The organism is Rhodococcus baikonurensis (genome assembly GCF_040489275.1).
Lineage (GTDB): Bacteria > Actinomycetota > Actinomycetes > Mycobacteriales > Mycobacteriaceae > Rhodococcus_F > Rhodococcus_F baikonurensis.
On sequence record NZ_JBEUOQ010000004.1, the window covers coordinates 404,131 to 419,874 of the forward strand.

Consider the following 15,744-nt stretch of genomic DNA (forward strand, 5'->3'; position numbering starts at 1 on the left):
CGTGAGGTTCTCGGATATGAGGAGGATGTGCGACGGTGCCGGACCACTTGCTCGAACAGTTGATCACCATTCCTTTGTTCACGGGAATCATCGGGTACATCACCAATTGGTCGGGCGTCCTGATGCTTTTTGCGCCGATCAACTTCCACGGGATCAAAGTGCCCGGCCTCAAACTGCTCTTCCCGTTCCTCCCCCGGCGCGTCCAGGTGATCCCGGCGATCACGAGCGACGGCCGATTCGGCTGGCAAGGCATCGTCCCCTCGAGGGCGGAGAAGATGGCGTCGATCGCCGTCGACAAATCCCTCGCGAAAGTCGGCAGCATCGCCGACTTCTACCGCGTTCTGGACCCGGACAGCATCGCCGAGCACTTGGTGAACATCTCGCGCAGTGAAGTGCGCGGTGTGGTCACCAGAATCATGACGGCCGAGAATCCTCAGCTCTGGCACAACCTTCCGACGTCGGTGAAGGAAGCCGTCTTCCGCAAAGTGGAGGACGATCTGCCGGCCAGCGTGCGGATGATCACCGACCGCATCGAAGAGGACATCGACGAGTTCATCGACGCAAAGCTGATGGTGATCCGCTACCTCTCCTCGCACCCCAAACTGCTCAACGACATCTTCCGCACGATGGGCAACAAAGAACTCCGGTTCATGCAGAACTTCGGCTTCTACTTCGGCTTCCCGATGGGCTTCGTGCTCGTCGGGATCCTCCACCTGGTTCCGCAGTGGTGGGTGCTTCCCGTCGGCGGTGTGATCATCGGATACATCGTGAACTACCTCGGCATCACGATGATCTTCGAACCGATCACCCCGAGCCGTTGGGTGCCGTGGCGGCAGGGACTCTTCCTGAAACGCCGCACCGAGATCATCGCCGGGTACGCAAAAACCCTCGCCGATCACGTCGTGACGCTCGAGAACATCGGCACCGAACTCCTCGAAGGTCCCCGCTCGGACCGAACGCGGCGGATGCTCGATCAGGTACTGCGCGAATCCGTCGACGACGCAGCCGGCTGGGCAAAGTCGGTGGTCAAGATGACCGTCGGTTCGCAGAGCTACAAGCGTCTGCCCGGACTGGCCACCACCGAAGTGCTCGACTTGTACCCAAGGGTCTTCGAGGACGCGGAGTTCGCCGAGAACCAGTCGGAGAAGATTCGTGTCTTCGTCACCGAACGCATGAGCATCCTTTCACCGGAAGATTTCAGCGAACTACTACGCTCAGCCGTCAAACAGGACGAGTGGCTGTTGTTCGTACACGGGGCCGTGCTGGGCTCGTTTGCCGGTTTCCTACACCTCGCAATATTCGGAGTATGAGCATGAGTGAGCACGACCATCGCATGATCGTCGAAGCGGAATCGTACGACTGGGCTGCGGACATCGCGCCGGTCGAATCCGTCGAAAAGCGTCTGATCCGTAGCCTTGTCGGGCTCACTGCCACGACGACGCTCACGTCGATCAAGCTGACGGGTTGGGCTTTCGGAACGGCGAAGGAGGCGACGCGGCAGATCGTTCAGGCTGCCGCCGAAGCCGCGGCAGAAGCTGCTGAATCCGCCAACGTGCAATCCGAACGTCGGGCCGAGAACTCCAACGGAGACGGCTCGCGGACGGAGAACCTGCGGGCTGCAATGGCGCCTCGTACCAACCGCAAACAGAGCGTCGAGGCCACTCTCGCGGCGCTGCGGGCACGCGGCGACAGGTTGCTGGACCGTTCCGCGGACGTGACCGATCGCGACGATCTGCACCCGGCCTACGACCGGATCCTCGACGAGATCGCGCCGGACGAAGCTCGAATTCTCCGGCTGTTGGCCACTTCAGGTGCGCAACCGAGCGTGGACGTACGCACGGCGCGTCCGTTCGGCGTCGGCTCGGAGATGATCGACGAGGGTTTGTCGATGATCGGAGAACTAGCGGGATGCCGGCATCTGGATCGCATCAGCGCCTACCTGAACAACCTGCATCGGCTCGGTTTGGTGGCGTTCTCACGCGAGCCCGTCGAGGCCGACCGGTACCAGGTGGTCGAGGTGCAGCCGTCGGTGATCGAGGCGGTCAAGCGCGCGGGACGATCCAACAAGATCGTCCGTCGTAGCATCCTGCTGACGCCGTTCGGTGACGACTTCTGTCATACCTGTTTTTCTCTGTAGGGCCTCCGGCCCCGTGAGTGGTTAAGGAGCCCCTGGACTCCTTAACCACTCACGGGGGCTTGCCCCTACAGCCAGGTATCTTCTGTCGTGGTCGTCAGGAACGCTTCCAGATCGTCACGCCAGGTAGCCGGAACAGTCTTGTCCGGCTCGATGCCCGTGTACTGCCCGCGATAGAAGAGCAGCGGGCGTTCGGTCTTGATCTCACTCATCGACGACACCCGACCGAAGACGACGTAGTGATCGCCGCCGTCGTGGACGGTTTCCACCGTGCAGTCGATGTGTGCGAGAGATTTGTCGATGATCGGCGAGCCCAGAGGTGATGGCGTCCAATCGATACCGGCGAACTTGTCCGGCTCACGTGACCCGAAACGAGCACACACCGCCTGCTGTTCCTCCGCCAACACGTTGACGGCGAACTTCCCGGTCCGCTCGATCGCCGCCCACGACCGAGAACCCTTGGTGGGGCAGAACAGCACCAAAGGCGGGTCGAGTGACAGGGCGGCGAAAGACTGGCACGCGAACCCGACGGGCTCACCGTCGTCGACTGTCGTGATGATGGTGATACCCGTGCAGAACTGCCCGAGAACCGTGCGGAACTGGCGTGGATCGATCGCCTGCTCCGCACTCACCGACGCGTCGGGCGAACTCACGGCTTCATTCCCACCGTGAAGTCGTGACCCCACAGGCTCACGGCCGTGCTTTCCCTCGCGATCCAGTTTTCGTCCTCGACCTCTAGCCCCTCACAACCGAATTCGATGTCGAACCCGCCCGGAGTCTTCATGTAGAACGAGAGCATCTCGTCGTTGACGTGGCGACCGAGCGTCGCCGACATCTTGACCTTCTTGCGCAGTGCTCGGTCGAGGCACAGTCCGACGTCGTCGGAGTTCTCCACCTCGAGCATCAAGTGCACGATGCCCGTCGGGTTGGGCAACGGCAGGAACGCCAAGCTGTGGTGACGCGGGTTGCAGCCGAGGAACCTCAGCCACGCCGGGTCGCCGTCCGCGGGTCGGCCGACCATCTGCGGAGGCAGACGCATCGAATCGCGAAGCTTGAATCCGAGTACGTCGCGGTAGAACCGGAGCGAAGCATCGTCGTCGTCGGTGGTGAGCACAACGTGGCCGAGCCCCTGCTCCCCCGTCACGAACCTGTGCCCGTACGGGCTCACGATTCGGCGGTGTTCGAGCGCGGCGCCGTGGAACACCTCGAGGGAGTTACCCGAGGTGTCCTCGAACGCGATCATCTCGACGACGCGACGGTCCTTGAGTTGCTCCGCCGTGCCTTCCTTGAACGGAACACCGGCCGCCGACAACCTGTCACGGATATCCTGCAGCTCAGCCGCATTCGCGGTTTCCCACCCGGAGACGAGTAGGCGATCCGTGTCATTCGGAACGATGACAAGACGCGCCGGGAAGTCGTCCATACGCAGATACAGCGATTCCGCGTCGACGCCCTTGCCCTCGATCATTCCGAGGATCTTGAGTCCGTACTCGCGCCACGCAGCCATGTCGGTGGCCCCGATGCGCATGTACGCCAGAGATCGAATACCCATCATTTACCTCCGTCGAGCAGGAAGTCGGTTGCAAGCCGGTTGAATTCGTCGAACTTCTCGAGCTGCGCCCAGTGACCGCAACCGCCGAAGACGTGGAGCTGCGCGCGCGGGATCATCTTGAGCGCAACCAGCGCGCCGTCGAGAGGGTTGACCCGATCCTCACGGCCCCAGATCAGCAACACACGCTGACGAAGCTTGTACGCCTCGCGCCAGAGCATGCCGAGCTCGAAGTCACCGCTGGAGAAGGACTTACCCATCGCCTTGGCCGCAGCCAGCGACTCGGGAGTGCTGGCCGCAGCAAAGCGTTCGTCGACGAGTTCCGGCGTGATCAGCTTCTGATCGAAGACCATGATCCGCAGGAATGCTTCGAGGTTCTCACGTGTGGGCTGGTAGCTGAACTTCCCGAGGTTCTTGACGCCCTCGGTGGGGTCCGGCGCAAACAGGTTGACACTGAGACCGCCGGGGCCCATCAGAACGAGGCGACCGGCACGGTCCGGGTAGTCGAGCGCAAAGCGAACGGCAGCGCCACCGCCGAGCGAATTGCCCAGCAGATCAACGCGACCGGTGATCTCGAGCGTGTCCAGGAGATCATTGAGCGCCGACGCACTGTGCACGAAGTACTGCGGATGCTCCGTCGGCTTGTCGGACTGCCCGTAACCGGGCTGATCGACCGCGATGACGTGAAAGCTCTTCGCCAACACCGGAATGTTGCGGGCGAAGTTAGACCACGACGACGCGCCTGGGCCACCGCCGTGCAGCAGCACGATGGTCTTGTCGTTGCCGACGCCTGCCTCGTGGAAGTGCAGTTTCAGATCGGGGCGCACTTGCGCGAACCGCGAAGTGGACTCGTAGGTGAGAGCTTCTTCGGTGGTTGTCACTGAGCCTCCTCTAGACCATCGTGTCGGTGATCGGCAGACCGAATTCGCCGGTTCCGAACATGACGTATGCGCGTTCGGGATCGTTCGCGGCGTGGACGCGACCAGCGTGTGCGTCACGCCAGAAACGCTGAATCGGAGTGCCGTTCTGCAGTGCCGTGGCACCGGAGTTCTCGAAGAGCTTGTCGATCGAGGCGATCGCACGGCCAGTGGCGCGCACCTGGTCGCGTCGAGCACGCAGGCGTAGTTCCATCGGAACCTCTTCGCCCGCAAGGATCAACGCGTACTCGTCGGCGACGTTGCCGGAGAGCTGACGCCACGCGGCGTCGATGTCGCTGGACGCCTCGGCGATGCGCACCTTGGCGAACGGATCGTCCTTCGACTTCTCTCCGGCGAACGCAGCGCGAACGCGCTTGCCCTGGTGCTCGACGTGCGCTTCGTAAGCGCCGTACGCCATTCCGACGATCGGTGCCGAGATCGTGGTGGGGTGAATGGTTCCCCACGGCATCTTGTAGACCGGTGCAGTGTTCTTCTCGAGGCCCGGGGCGGTCAATTCGCTCATCGCCCGGAAGCTCAGAACGCGATGCTTGGGAACAAAAACATCCTTGACCACAACGGTATTGGAGCCGGTTCCACGCAGGCCGACCACATTCCACACGTCGTCGATCTGGTAGTCCTCGCGAGGAATCAGGTAGCTCACGAAATCGACTGCGCGGCCGTCCTTGAACACCGGACCACCGAGAACGGCCCAGCTGGCATGGTCACAACCCGAGGACCACGCCCACGCACCGTTGACCTTGTATCCGCCCTCGACTACTTCACCCATACCCATCGGAGCGTAAGAGGACGAGATGCGCACGTCAGTGTCGTTGCCCCACACGTCTTCCTGCGCCTGCTGAGAGAAGAGGGCGAGGTGCCAGTTGTGTACGCCGATGATCGAGGAGACCCACCCTGTGGAACCGCACGCGCTGGCGATCTTCTTGACCGCGGAGTAGAACAGCACCGGATCGGCTTCGTATCCGCCCCACTGCTTCGGCTGCAGCAAGCGGAAGAAGCCTGTTTCCTGGAGTCCCTTGATGGACTCGTCGGGGATACGACGCAGATCCTCGGTCTCCTGTGCGCGCTCGCGCAGTGCCGGCAGTAGTGCGTCGAGCCTCTGCATCACCTCGTGGCTGTCATGGTTACCCACTTCGACGCTCCCGTCTTCCTCGATCGGTTGGTTCACTTACACTTGAGACTAGAACACGTTCTCTTTTCTGTCGAGACGCTGACAAAGGTCCCGTTTGTGGCCGCAATGCTGTAACAAGTGCCCCCAAAATCTGGCGGAACCGGATCGAGTTCTATAACGTGTTCTACTAACAGCTAGAAGGGATGTGAGGTCACAATGGCGCAGATTCGCGAGATCGACGTCGGAACGGTGCAGACTCGTTTCGCCCGCGGTTGGCACTGCCTGGGTCTACTGAAGACCTTCAAGGACGGCAAACCGCACGCGATCGAGGCTTTCGGTACGAAGCTCGTGGTGTTCGCCGACAGCAAGGGCGACATCAAAGTTCTCGACGGATACTGCCGTCACATGGGCGGTGACCTCACACAAGGCGAGGTCAAGGGCGATTCCGTCGCCTGCCCCTTCCACGACTGGCGCTGGGGCGGCAACGGAAAGTGCACCGGCATTCCTTATGCCCGCCGCGTGCCCCCGCTCGCACGTACCCGCGCGTGGACGACCCTCGAGCAGAACGGTCAGCTCTTCGTCTGGAACGACCCCGAGGGCAATCCGCCGCCCGAGGAGATCGTGATTCCTCGTATCGAGGGTGCGTACAGCGACGAATGGACCGACTGGACCTGGAACTCCATGGTCATCGAGGGTTCCAACTGCCGCGAGATCATCGACAACGTGGTCGACATGGCGCACTTCTACTACATCCACTACGCCTTCCCGACGTACTTCAAGAACGTCTTCGAAGGTGAGATCGCCACTCAGTACCTCAACACCACCGGCCGTCCCGACATCGGAATGGCCTCCCAGTACGGCGGCGACACGCTGCTTCGCTCCGAAGCTGCGTATTACGGGCCGTCGTACATGGTCAATCCCCTGTGGAACAGCTACAGCGGATACGAGGTCGAGAGTGTTCTGATCAACTGCCACTACCCGATCAGCCCGGACTCGTTCGTGCTGCAGTGGGGCGTGACGGTCAAGAAGCCGACGGGCGTCTCCGACGAGATGGCCGACAAGTTGGCCGGCAAGTTCACCGAGGGCATCAGCGAGGGCTTCCTACAGGACGTCGCGATCTGGAAGAACAAGACCAAGATCGAAAATCCCCTCCTCTGCGAAGAAGACGGCCCCGTCTACCAGCTACGACGCTGGTACGAGCAGTTCTACGTGGACAAGGCCGACGTCACCGAGAAGATGACGCAGCGCTTCGAGTTCGAGGTGGACACCACCAAGGCAAACGAAGCCTGGCACGCCGAGGTCGAGGAAAACCTCGCACGCCAGAAAGCCGAGAAGGAAGCCGCAGCAGAAGCGGCAAAGAAAGAAGCAGAGGTCTAATCGTGAGCGCCTCGATCGGAACCGACGCACGGTGGGCTCGCTGGGCCAAGGCACCGGACTTTGCCGGGCAAACGGAACGGCTCGAGGCGATCGCGGCCCAGACGATCGAGGACAAGCACGAATACCTCGACTCGGGTCTGCAGGAAGTCGACTGCAAGGCATGCGGTGCCTGCGTACTTGTTCGCAAGAACACGTACAAGCACACCAGTGTTCAGTGGACTTCCGACCCGGCGCTGCGTTGCCACACCTTCAAAGAGGCAATTGCTTCCGGGCAGTCGACGGCGTTGAAAGACGGTTGCCCGAAACTGCACGACAGCATCGCCGACGCAGTCAGGGACGGCACCATCACGGTGCGTGATCCCGAGGTCAGCTGACCCGATTGTGCAGAACGAGGGCCGACCTACCACGGGTCGGCCCTCGTTGTGCGTTCCGGCAACTGTGCGTCTGTCAGGCAGGCGGTCGCACTTTCCGTGCAGCCACCGCATAGACGTCGCTCGACGTGGTGAGCGAGTTCTTTCCGCTGACTGCCGGCACTCCCCCACGGAGATTCACCGCCCAGTTGAGCGCACCCAGTGGTCCGCATCCGCTAGCCCCCGGCGCCGCAAACGCAGCATCCGAATGTGGGACTGCCGGAAACACTGCACCCGGGAAATCACCGATGGGTTCCGATGGCGGGTTGCCTGTTGTCGTCAGATGAAGGTTGATCGGATTCGAGATCGAACCGATGTAGCAATCGTCGCCCAGCAACGGATTCGACAGTTTCAAGCGGACCGGCATCGTGAGTTCCTGCTCGAGGACCTTCAGATCCGGGACTCCCACCGATTCGACTGTCGCGCTGATCTGAGTCAATCCGAGCGGAGTATCGATCCCGAGCGCACCCCCTGGCACCGAAATCGGGTTGGAATAGACCCCGTTGGACCCGTCCTGCTTGGCGACGAAGGTCTCGACGAAACTGTTGTCGGGCTGGATCGCGTATTTCACCCCGCCCGCAACCTTGAGACTGCCGTCCGGGATCGGCACCGAAAGTGCACCCAATTTCATGGTCCCTCCCCGCACCACGACGGTGGCGCACGTCGTCACCTCGAGATCCTCGATCGGGCACGTGCCCCAACCGTCGAAGGTCAACGGATCAATCTCCGGCGCACTGGAGGAACCGAGTGATCCTCCCCCGGAGGACCCTGACGAGGATTCGTCGGCGACTGCCACACCTGCCCCGGCCATGACAAACGATGCAATTACCACAACGGTCGACAACACTCGAGATTTATTGCGGCTCTTCATCTTCGAATTCCTCCATCGTTGACGGAACGTCACGAGAGCCACCCCTGCGGATCGCACCTCGATCTACGCCCGGCACGCTACCGAGAAGTGAGACGCGGATTCACACATAACGGCGATATTTCCCACCAAAGAACTACGGCGATCACGCTCGATCGAACTTCCGTCCTAGCTCGGAAACCGTATCGATCCCGTTGGCTCAGTTCGGTTCGACTGCTCCCGAACCGATGACCTGATCGAGGAACGGCCCGAACATCTCTCCCAGGTTCTCGGCGATCTGATCGGGAGCACCGAAGGACAACGTCACGTGACTGATCGCGAGACGCACTATCGTGCTGCCGAACATCTCGGCATGGACGCGGTCGACGTTCGCCCAACTGGTCATGAAGATCTCGGCCAACCTCGCGCTCGCATGTTCGAGCAGCGGAGTCCCGTCAGTGGTGACCAAGCTCAGCAGGTCGTGCTGCGGCCGGGGACCGACAATGCTGACCACCATCGGGTCCCGGGCACCGGCGTCGAAGAAGGCACGGAAGGCTGCCGAGACCGCGCCCCGCGGATCCGAATGATGCAGCGTTACTTCGCGTTCCACTTCTTCGAGAAACTCGTCGACGAAACGGATGAGGTATCCGGACGCCAATCCCTGGCGGGACGTGAACTCCTTGTACAACGTCTGCCGGCTCATACCCGCAGCTTCCGCGATATGCGCCATCGTGATGTCGTTCCACGATTTCTCGGTCAAGAGTTCGCGTGTGGCGTCGAGCGCTGACGCACGGAGGAGTTGACGGGCTGCCTCGTGGTACGGGACACGGGCACGAGCGGTGGACATATCGGGAAGATTTCCATCGCCCGTGCTCGGTGTCAAAACGGTGGACACGCAAGCAACAGAAGTCACGAACTCAGAGCACCGGTAAGGCGACAAGACCCGCCGCAAGTTCGGTCAGATCCCTGTTCGAATCGGCGAGTACGTCGACGCTGATGTCCGGGGAGCGTTCGATAAGGGTTCGGACGGCGCGAATGTCCTTCGGCCGGCCCACGCTCACAGCACCGACGATATTTCCATCGCGCATGCAGATCGCGGTGAAATCGTAGGAGTCCAGGTCCCCTCGGACGATCACGGTGTCGTCCGCGCCTGGCCAACCAGCTACTTGAATGTTGCGGCCGAATTGGTTCGACCAACTCCATGGGACGGATTCGAAGGGTTCTTCCTTCCCGACGATGGTCTTGGCAACTGCGACGGCGTGGTCCTGCGCAGTGTTCCAGTGCTCACCACGGTGCATGCCGCCGAGAAAACCGTTGGGCACGTTGGCTACATCTCCGATCGCGTACACACCATCGACAGACGTTCTGAGGTATCGGTCTACCGTAATCCCGTTGTCCACCGCAATACCCGCAGCAGCAGCCACATCGGTATCGGGCAAGGATCCGATTGCGACCACGGCCAAGTTCGCTGTCCACTCGCGTCCGTCACGCGCACGTGCGGTGACGCCGTCGGCACCCGTCGTGAGCGTCTCGAGGTCGACTCCCGTCTGCAAGGCGACGCCGCCCAAATTGTGCAGCGCGGCGATCTTCTCCGCTATCGACGGTGGAAGCAGCCTGGACAGGGGCACCGGTTGCGCTTCGAGAACCTGCACACTGCAACCCAAGTCGCGTGCGGTCGATGCCACCTCGGATCCGATCAATCCGCCACCGACAACCAGCAGCGAGGATCCTTCGGCCAGCTGAGATTGCAAGCGTCGCATGTCTGCGATATCCCGAAGATAGTGAACGCGCTCGGAATCGTCCGCGGCCAACCGTCGGGACCGTCCACCCGTGGCAAGAATCAGAACGTCGAAGTCGATGCTCTCGGCGTCGTCCAAATGTACTGTGCGGGTATCGGTGTCGATACTCGTGACAGTCTTGCCGATCCGGAGGTCGATGCCCTCCTCGCTCCAGAACGTCGAGGGCCGCAACCGAACCCGATCGATCGACGCTTTCCCGGACAGTAGCTCCTTCGACAACGCCGGGCGTCGGTACGGCTCCTCGGGTTCGCTGCCGATCAGGATGATGCTGCCGCCGAACCCTTCCTTGCGCAGGGCCTGCGCCGCACCGGCACCGGCGATGCCCGTGCCCACGATCACCACGGTGCGTGTGTCGGACTCGCGGACCGCTGTCATCAGCGGTCCACCTCGACCATCTCGAAATCGACTTTGGCAGCACCACAATCAGGGCAGGACCAGTCTTCGGGAATCTCGTCCCAGCGAGTGCCCGGCTCGATACCGTCGTCGGGCCAGCCGATCGCTTCGTCGTATTCGAACCCGCACTGGAGGCAGCGGAACAATTTGTAAGCAGTGGCAGTCTCGGACATCGGTTTTCCTTTCGTCGGTGGGTAGTTCGATCAGGATTGCGCGACGAGCGTGAAGTCGACCTTCTCGCGGACGCCGCAGTCGGGGCAGCACCAGTCGTCCGGGATACTCGACCATGGCGTGCCGGGCGGAAAGCCCTCTCGCGCAGCACCTGTCGATTCGGTGTACGTGTAATCACAGATCGGGCAGATGTAGGCGTTCATGCGTTCACCCCGTAGGCCGCGAGGATCTTGGCCCGCTTCTTCGGCGCGATGTTGACCTGGGTGATGTCACCTCGGTAGTGCGCGAGGACGCGGTGATCCATCACCTTGCGCCACAGGGGCGGAACTGTGGCGAGCATGATCATGCTGGCGTACCCGCTCGGGAGCTGAGGTGCCTCTTCCATGCTGCGAAGCGCCTGGTAGCGACGCGTCGGGTTCGCATGGTGATCGCTGTGCCGCTGCAGGTGATAGAGAAAGACGTTGGTGCAGATGCGATCACTGTTCCAGCTGTGCGCCGGCGTGCATCGCTCGTACCGTCCGCTTGCGGTTTTCTGACGCAGGAGTCCGTAGTGCTCGAGGTAATTGATCGCTTCGAGCAGCGAGAATCCGATGAAGGCCTGGATCACGAGGTACGGCGCAATACCGATCCCGAACACTGCAAGCGCGACACCGAACAGAACAACCGACATGAGCCAGGCGTTGAGCACGTCGTTCTTGATGCTCCAGTGCGTGGTGCCCAAACGCTCGAAGCGGGTCTTCTCGAGATGCCACGCCGACTTCAATCCCCCGGCGACGCTGCGCGGCCAGAAACCGTAGAGGGTCTCACCGAAGCGCGAGGTCGCCGGATCTTCCGGAGTCGACACTCGCACATGGTGGCCACGGTTGTGCTCGAGGTAGAAGTGACCGTAAGCACTCTGCGCGAGAACGATTTTGGACAACCAGCGCTCGACGCTCTCCTTCTTGTGCCCGAGTTCGTGGGCGGTATTGATGCCGATTCCGGCCGTCACACCGATCGTCACTGCGAGTCCGATATTGGAGAGAACGCTCAAATCCCAACGCGCCCAGATGTAGCAGGACAGGAAGAAGGCCGTGTACTGCAGCGGCAGATAGGCGTAGGTGCACCACCGGTAGAAGCGGTCGTTCTCGAGTTCGTCGATCACCTCGTCGGGCGGATTTTTCCCGTCCTCGCCCGCCAGAATATCGATGACAGGAATGAGGGCAAAAGCAATCAGCGGGCCGGTCCACCAGAAGACATTCCATCCGGTGGCGGTAACAAGCCCCACGGCGATGAAAGTTGCCGATGACGGAATCAGCGCCAACAGCCATAAGTAGCGTTTCCGGTCTCTCCAAGTTGCGAGCCGACCATCTGGCTCGGTGTACACCAACGCCGCCATCGAATTCTCCAGTTCTCGTTCGAATCAGTGAGTGCGTCCTGCGCGGCAATCCGCGACACGAACAACATCTATGTATAGAGAGTGGACAAATAACGGTCTTTTGTCAACGATTTTGAAGGTAAAAGTTTTACAAACACGCAGATTTGTACAAAGCAGCGATCTTTCCAGCCGGGCTGATCGCAAATCTTCCACCACCGGGCCACGCTCGGTACAAAAGCGGAATGGGGACGTCAAAGTGCGCCATATGCGCCAAGCACCGAGGAACAGGTCCGCTCGTCAGCCCTCGAATTTTCGAGGACGACTTCGTCGTTGTCACCCATCGACCCCCTCCACCACACGGACGTTCGGTTCCTGGATATGTGTTCGTCGAGACCCGTCGACACGTGTCCGGGTTGCCCTCACTATCCGAGCCTGAAGCACTCGCCATCGCACGCGCGGTCAGGCGCGTCTCACGTGCTCTCGACTCGGAATTAACTCCGGAATTCGTGTTCTCCGCGATCGCCGGGCTAAGCGTCCCCCACTTTCATCAGCACGTTTTCGTCAGGCCTTTCGGCGCTCCGAGTTCACTGAGTTGGAACGACGTTGATTCATGGGACGACGCGCCACGCGTCGGCGAGGCCGAGCTCGCGCTCCTGTGCGGGCGAATCTCAGCTAGCTTCGAACCCGAGCACTAGCGCAAGACAATCGGAGCGCGTTCGGACCGTCCAGTGAGAGACACAAGCTCTCGATGTCCGATTTGCGCGAATTTCCCCAAAACAAAAGTTCGCTTACCCATACTGAAATGACCGACTGTCCCCGACGTGAGTGGGTCCTCATGGATACCGACGTATTGGTAGCGGGCGCCGGCCCGATCGGATTGACCACCGCGATCGAGCTGCGCAGACGCGGTATCTCATGTCGGATAATCGACCCCCTCGACGAACCGCGGCAATACGCGAAAGCCGTCGGGATTCAGCCACGCACTCTCGAACTCTTCGAGAACATGGGGGTGCTCCGCCAGGCGCTTGATGCCTCGACATTGATGCGCGGTCAAATCATGTACACGAACGGCGTCGAGGTCGGCCGCGTCGACCTCACCCTCCCCGAGGACGTCCCTTACTGGTTCCTCTGCCTGCCCCAGTATTCGACGGAGCGCATCCTCACCGAGCGCCTCGCCGAATTGGGGACAACCGTCGAACGCGGAGTCGGCCTTACCGCATTCGAACAATCCGACGACGGCGTCACCTGCACACTCAGCGACGGCAGCACCGTGACAGCCCGGTACCTGGTGGGTTCCGACGGCGCTCACAGCGTGGTCCGCAAAGGGCTTGGCCTGAGCTTCGAGGGCGGTGCGTTTGCCGAAAGCTACATGCTCGGCGACGTCGAAGTCGACTGGTCGATCCCCAGCGGCTACTCCGTCCGAGCCAACCACACCGCCGACGACGGAACCACCGACGACCTACTCGTGTGCATCCCGCTCCCCGGACACAAGCGGTACCGCATGTCGATGCTCGTTCCGGATGAGTTGATGCCGGATGAATCGTCGAACAAAGCCGTACAACATGGCTTTTCAACCGGGACGACACCTGAGCTCCATCACATCCAAGCAGTGCTGGACAGACTGTCTCCAGAACCGACAACCGCCTCGACGCTGCGGTGGTCCTCGGTATTTCGCATCAGCCACCGCATCGTCGACGCCTACGGTCGCGGGCGGGTTTTCGTCGCCGGTGACGCCGCACATATCCATCCCCCGACTGGCGCGCAAGGTATGAACACCGGGATCCAAGACGCCCACAATCTCGCGTGGAAGGTAGCGCTCGCTGTCAAAGGTGTTGCAACAGAAGATCTTCTCGCGACCTATGACGCCGAAAGACGGCCGGTCGGTGAGGAGGTCGTCGGGATGACGGTCCGCAACGCCCGTGAAGGAATCGGTTCGGGAGAGTCCTCGATCGACACGGCCATGCGGCGCCAGGCTCAACTGTTGATCGACTACTCGGAGAGTCCGCTGAACACCGGGCGTGATTCTTCGAGTCCACACGTCCAACCGGGCGAGCGTGCACCCGATGCACGCGGAATGCGCCGAGACGGTGTGCAGTATCCAATTCGGTTGTTCGACTTGCTGTCCGGAGTCGACCACACGTTACTGCTGACTTCGGACGGATCCGCAGAGAGCATCAACAGCCTCGAGAAGGTCGCCGACGCCGCCATTCGATCAGCGCACGGCATGCTGGACGTCTACGCGATAGTGCCACCGGGAACCGTGACCGTCGATTCGTTGGTGCCTATCATCGAGGACAACGACTCGCAGCTATGCGCCGCGTATGGGGTCGAAGGTACGGCGGCGCTGGTCATTCGCCCCGACGGCTACCTCGGATTCCGTGGTCACCCGGAGAACGTTTCCGACTACTTCGCGAAAGCGTTTGCCGTCAATCAGGAATGAGCGAAGCGAACATCAACCGGATCTCGGGTGAGAGCTTCATCAACTCGACGTATCCACCCAACGGCCCGGCGTCGAGGTAGGAGAACTCCATGCCGGCGCCCTCTACCCGACCCTGTTGCACCACCGGCATTTCGCGACGCTCGGCTTCGATCAGCGTGGCCTCGTAATCGTCTGGAACCCAGGCCATGTGATGAACTCCGACGCCGTGGGCCTCCAGGAACTCCGTGTACAGGTTGCGTCCGGACACTGGTTGGATCAACTCGAGCTGTTGGCTGCCCGCATATCCGATCGACACGTGAACGACATAGTCCGCGGGCTCACCTCGATACGTTGTGGTCTCGGGACCAAAGGCGATGTCTGGCATACGTAGCCATCGCTCCACTCCCCACTGCCGAGTGAACTCCTGTTCGGCGGCCTCGATGTCCTCGACCACCCAGCAGATCTGGAAGATCGGTCCCGAGACCAACGGGGTCATGCCATTTTTCCGTTGTCCACCGAGTAGACGGCCCCGTGTATCGCCGAGGCGTCGTCGGAGGCCACGAAAGCCACCATCTTCGCAACGTCCTCGGCTTCCATCAAGCCACGCGGCGATGCAACCTTCATGACGAGATCGAAGTCGACTCCGTCGGGGAAGGTGAACCCGGTGACTTGAGGAGTCATCATGCCGCCGGGGCAGATTGCGTTGACACGCAGAGATTTTCCGGTGAACTCCATCGCCATCGCTCGGGTCAGCCCGATGAGTCCGTGCTTGGCAGCGCAGTATCCAGCCGAGTACGCCTGCCCTTCCAGCCCCGCGATCGAGGAGACGTTGACGATGTTACCGCCCCGTTCCAGCAAGTGCGGCAGTGCTGCTCGGGAAAGGAAGAACGGTCCGTTCAGATTGACCGCAAGGTCATGTGCCCATTCGGAATCCGCAATGTCTGCCGTGTGGCGCAACGAGTGCGATCCCGCCACGTTGACGAGGATGTCGATACCACCGAGTTCGTCGACACACGCTTGCACGGCCACATCACACTGAGCAGAATCCGAGACGTCCGTCGCCGCGTAACGACGCTCACCGTCCGCGCCGACCACCTCGACCATCGACTGCCGCAGCTTCTCCTTGTCGCGGGCGATACCGAAAACCTGTGCGCCCCTGCTGTGGAGTATCTCGGTGACGGCGCGCCCCAGCCCTGAGGACGCGCCGGTCACCAAGGCCATTTTTCCGGCCAGTACGTCTGCCAT

Annotated in this window: 17 protein-coding genes; 5 read left to right on the forward strand and 12 right to left on the reverse strand. The window is 61.3% G+C overall.

All coding sequences use genetic code 11. The features are described from left to right. Positions 1-35 precede the first annotated feature (35 nt). Both ABWI03_RS12655 and ABWI03_RS12660 read left to right on the forward strand, forming a co-directional pair. Positions 36-1,310 (forward strand): DUF445 domain-containing protein, encoded by a 1,275-nt coding sequence (locus tag ABWI03_RS12655; protein WP_298779051.1) that lies wholly within the window; start codon positions 36-38, stop codon positions 1,308-1,310. Between the two features lie 2 nt (positions 1,311-1,312). Continuing rightward, positions 1,313-2,137 (forward strand): Abi-alpha family protein, encoded by an 825-nt coding sequence (locus ABWI03_RS12660; protein ID WP_298779048.1) that lies wholly within the window; start codon positions 1,313-1,315, stop codon positions 2,135-2,137. Between the two features lie 65 nt (positions 2,138-2,202). Here ABWI03_RS12660 and hsaB read toward each other — a convergent pair whose 3' ends face one another. The 4 genes from hsaB to hsaA are packed head-to-tail and all read right to left on the reverse strand — an operon-like array spanning position 2,203 to position 5,750. After that, positions 2,203-2,787 carry a 3-hydroxy-9,10-secoandrosta-1,3,5(10)-triene-9,17-dione monooxygenase reductase subunit gene (gene hsaB / locus ABWI03_RS12665; RefSeq protein WP_003945677.1) on the reverse strand — a complete coding sequence of 195 codons (585 nt, stop codon included), beginning with the start codon at positions 2,785-2,787 and terminating at the stop codon, positions 2,203-2,205. Further along, a complete protein-coding gene (gene hsaC / locus ABWI03_RS12670; RefSeq protein ID WP_003945585.1) occupies positions 2,784-3,686 on the reverse strand; it encodes an iron-dependent extradiol dioxygenase HsaC in 903 nt (300 codons plus the stop codon). The genes hsaB and hsaC overlap by 4 nt, the downstream gene beginning before the upstream one ends. Then, positions 3,686-4,564: a 4,5:9,10-diseco-3-hydroxy-5,9,17-trioxoandrosta-1(10),2-diene-4-oate hydrolase gene (gene hsaD / locus ABWI03_RS12675; protein WP_003945808.1), complete on the reverse strand. Its 879-nt coding sequence runs from the start codon at positions 4,562-4,564 to the stop codon at positions 3,686-3,688. The genes hsaC and hsaD overlap by 1 nt, the downstream gene beginning before the upstream one ends. A 10-nt stretch (positions 4,565-4,574) precedes the next feature. Continuing rightward, a complete protein-coding gene (gene hsaA / locus ABWI03_RS12680; RefSeq protein WP_031332838.1) occupies positions 4,575-5,750 on the reverse strand; it encodes a 3-hydroxy-9,10-secoandrosta-1,3,5(10)-triene-9,17-dione monooxygenase oxygenase subunit in 1,176 nt (391 codons plus the stop codon). A gap of 195 nt (positions 5,751-5,945) precedes the next feature. Here hsaA and ABWI03_RS12685 point away from each other — a divergent pair, with 195 nt between their 5' ends. Together ABWI03_RS12685 and ABWI03_RS12690 are read left to right on the forward strand one after the other, a co-directional pair. Beyond that, positions 5,946-7,106 (forward strand): 3-ketosteroid-9-alpha-monooxygenase, oxygenase component, encoded by a 1,161-nt coding sequence (locus tag ABWI03_RS12685; protein ID WP_095970936.1) that lies wholly within the window; start codon positions 5,946-5,948, stop codon positions 7,104-7,106. Positions 7,107-7,108: 2 nt separating this feature from the next. Continuing rightward, positions 7,109-7,480 carry a hypothetical protein gene (locus tag ABWI03_RS12690; protein ID WP_007734099.1) on the forward strand — a complete coding sequence of 124 codons (372 nt, stop codon included), beginning with the start codon at positions 7,109-7,111 and terminating at the stop codon, positions 7,478-7,480. A gap of 73 nt (positions 7,481-7,553) precedes the next feature. On the opposite strand, the gene ABWI03_RS12695 is transcribed toward ABWI03_RS12690, so the two are convergent. The 6 genes from ABWI03_RS12695 to ABWI03_RS12720 form a co-directional block, all read right to left on the reverse strand. After that, the gene (locus ABWI03_RS12695; protein ID WP_298779006.1) at positions 7,554-8,387 is read right to left on the reverse strand and encodes a hypothetical protein; all 834 of its coding nucleotides are present in this window, start codon (positions 8,385-8,387) and stop codon (positions 7,554-7,556) included. 196 nt (positions 8,388-8,583) lie between these two features. After that, positions 8,584-9,210 (reverse strand): TetR/AcrR family transcriptional regulator, encoded by a 627-nt coding sequence (locus ABWI03_RS12700; protein ID WP_298779002.1) that lies wholly within the window; start codon positions 9,208-9,210, stop codon positions 8,584-8,586. Between the two features lie 70 nt (positions 9,211-9,280). After that, positions 9,281-10,537, reverse strand: a complete 1,257-nt coding sequence (locus tag ABWI03_RS12705) for an NAD(P)/FAD-dependent oxidoreductase (protein ID WP_298779000.1) — start codon at positions 10,535-10,537, stop codon at positions 9,281-9,283. After that, complete coding sequence (locus ABWI03_RS12710) at positions 10,537-10,728, reverse strand: rubredoxin (RefSeq protein WP_007734094.1); 192 nt, start codon at positions 10,726-10,728, stop codon at positions 10,537-10,539. Before ABWI03_RS12710 ends, ABWI03_RS12705 begins: the two co-directional genes overlap by 1 nt. Positions 10,729-10,758: 30 nt before the next feature. Then, the gene (locus tag ABWI03_RS12715) at positions 10,759-10,929 is read right to left on the reverse strand and encodes a rubredoxin (protein ID WP_042449409.1); all 171 of its coding nucleotides are present in this window, start codon (positions 10,927-10,929) and stop codon (positions 10,759-10,761) included. Beyond that, entirely contained in the window at positions 10,926-12,101 is a 1,176-nt protein-coding gene (locus ABWI03_RS12720) for an alkane 1-monooxygenase (RefSeq protein WP_124568882.1), read from the reverse strand. Before ABWI03_RS12720 ends, ABWI03_RS12715 begins: the two co-directional genes overlap by 4 nt. 814 nt (positions 12,102-12,915) lie before the next feature. Between ABWI03_RS12720 and ABWI03_RS12730 the strand changes: the two genes are divergently transcribed. Next, a complete protein-coding gene (locus ABWI03_RS12730; protein ID WP_298779717.1) occupies positions 12,916-14,520 on the forward strand; it encodes an FAD-dependent monooxygenase in 1,605 nt (534 codons plus the stop codon). Here the strand turns inward: ABWI03_RS12730 and ABWI03_RS12735 are convergent. Next, on the reverse strand, positions 14,507-14,995 hold the full coding sequence (locus tag ABWI03_RS12735; RefSeq protein ID WP_298778982.1) for a VOC family protein: 489 nt from the start codon (positions 14,993-14,995) through the stop codon (positions 14,507-14,509). The two genes, ABWI03_RS12730 and ABWI03_RS12735, sit on opposite strands and share 14 nt — an antisense overlap. Then, complete coding sequence (locus ABWI03_RS12740; RefSeq protein WP_298778979.1) at positions 14,992-15,744, reverse strand: SDR family NAD(P)-dependent oxidoreductase; 753 nt, start codon at positions 15,742-15,744, stop codon at positions 14,992-14,994. Before ABWI03_RS12740 ends, ABWI03_RS12735 begins: the two co-directional genes overlap by 4 nt.

Bases quoted from the DNA above. Each gene is read 5' to 3' on its own strand.
- ABWI03_RS12660 (WP_298779048.1), top strand. From the start codon at position 1,313: ATGAGTGAGCACGACCATCGCATGATCGTCGAAGCGGAATCGTACGAC.
- hsaC (WP_003945585.1), bottom strand. From the start codon at position 3,686: ATGGGTATTCGATCTCTGGCGTACATGCGCATCGGGGCCACCGACATG.
- ABWI03_RS12685 (WP_095970936.1), top strand. From the start codon at position 5,946: ATGGCGCAGATTCGCGAGATCGACGTCGGAACGGTGCAGACTCGTTTC.
- ABWI03_RS12695 (WP_298779006.1), bottom strand. From the start codon at position 8,387: ATGAAGAGCCGCAATAAATCTCGAGTGTTGTCGACCGTTGTGGTAATT.
- ABWI03_RS12700 (WP_298779002.1), bottom strand. From the start codon at position 9,210: ATGTCCACCGCTCGTGCCCGTGTCCCGTACCACGAGGCAGCCCGTCAA.
- ABWI03_RS12705 (WP_298779000.1), bottom strand. From the start codon at position 10,537: ATGACAGCGGTCCGCGAGTCCGACACACGCACCGTGGTGATCGTGGGC.
- ABWI03_RS12710 (WP_007734094.1), bottom strand. From the start codon at position 10,728: ATGTCCGAGACTGCCACTGCTTACAAATTGTTCCGCTGCCTCCAGTGC.
- ABWI03_RS12715 (WP_042449409.1), bottom strand. From the start codon at position 10,929: ATGAACGCCTACATCTGCCCGATCTGTGATTACACGTACACCGAATCG.
- ABWI03_RS12720 (WP_124568882.1), bottom strand. From the start codon at position 12,101: ATGGCGGCGTTGGTGTACACCGAGCCAGATGGTCGGCTCGCAACTTGG.
- ABWI03_RS12730 (WP_298779717.1), top strand. From the start codon at position 12,916: ATGGATACCGACGTATTGGTAGCGGGCGCCGGCCCGATCGGATTGACC.
- ABWI03_RS12735 (WP_298778982.1), bottom strand. From the start codon at position 14,995: ATGACCCCGTTGGTCTCGGGACCGATCTTCCAGATCTGCTGGGTGGTC.
- ABWI03_RS12740 (WP_298778979.1), bottom strand. From the start codon at position 15,744: ATGGCAGACGTACTGGCCGGAAAAATGGCCTTGGTGACCGGCGCGTCC.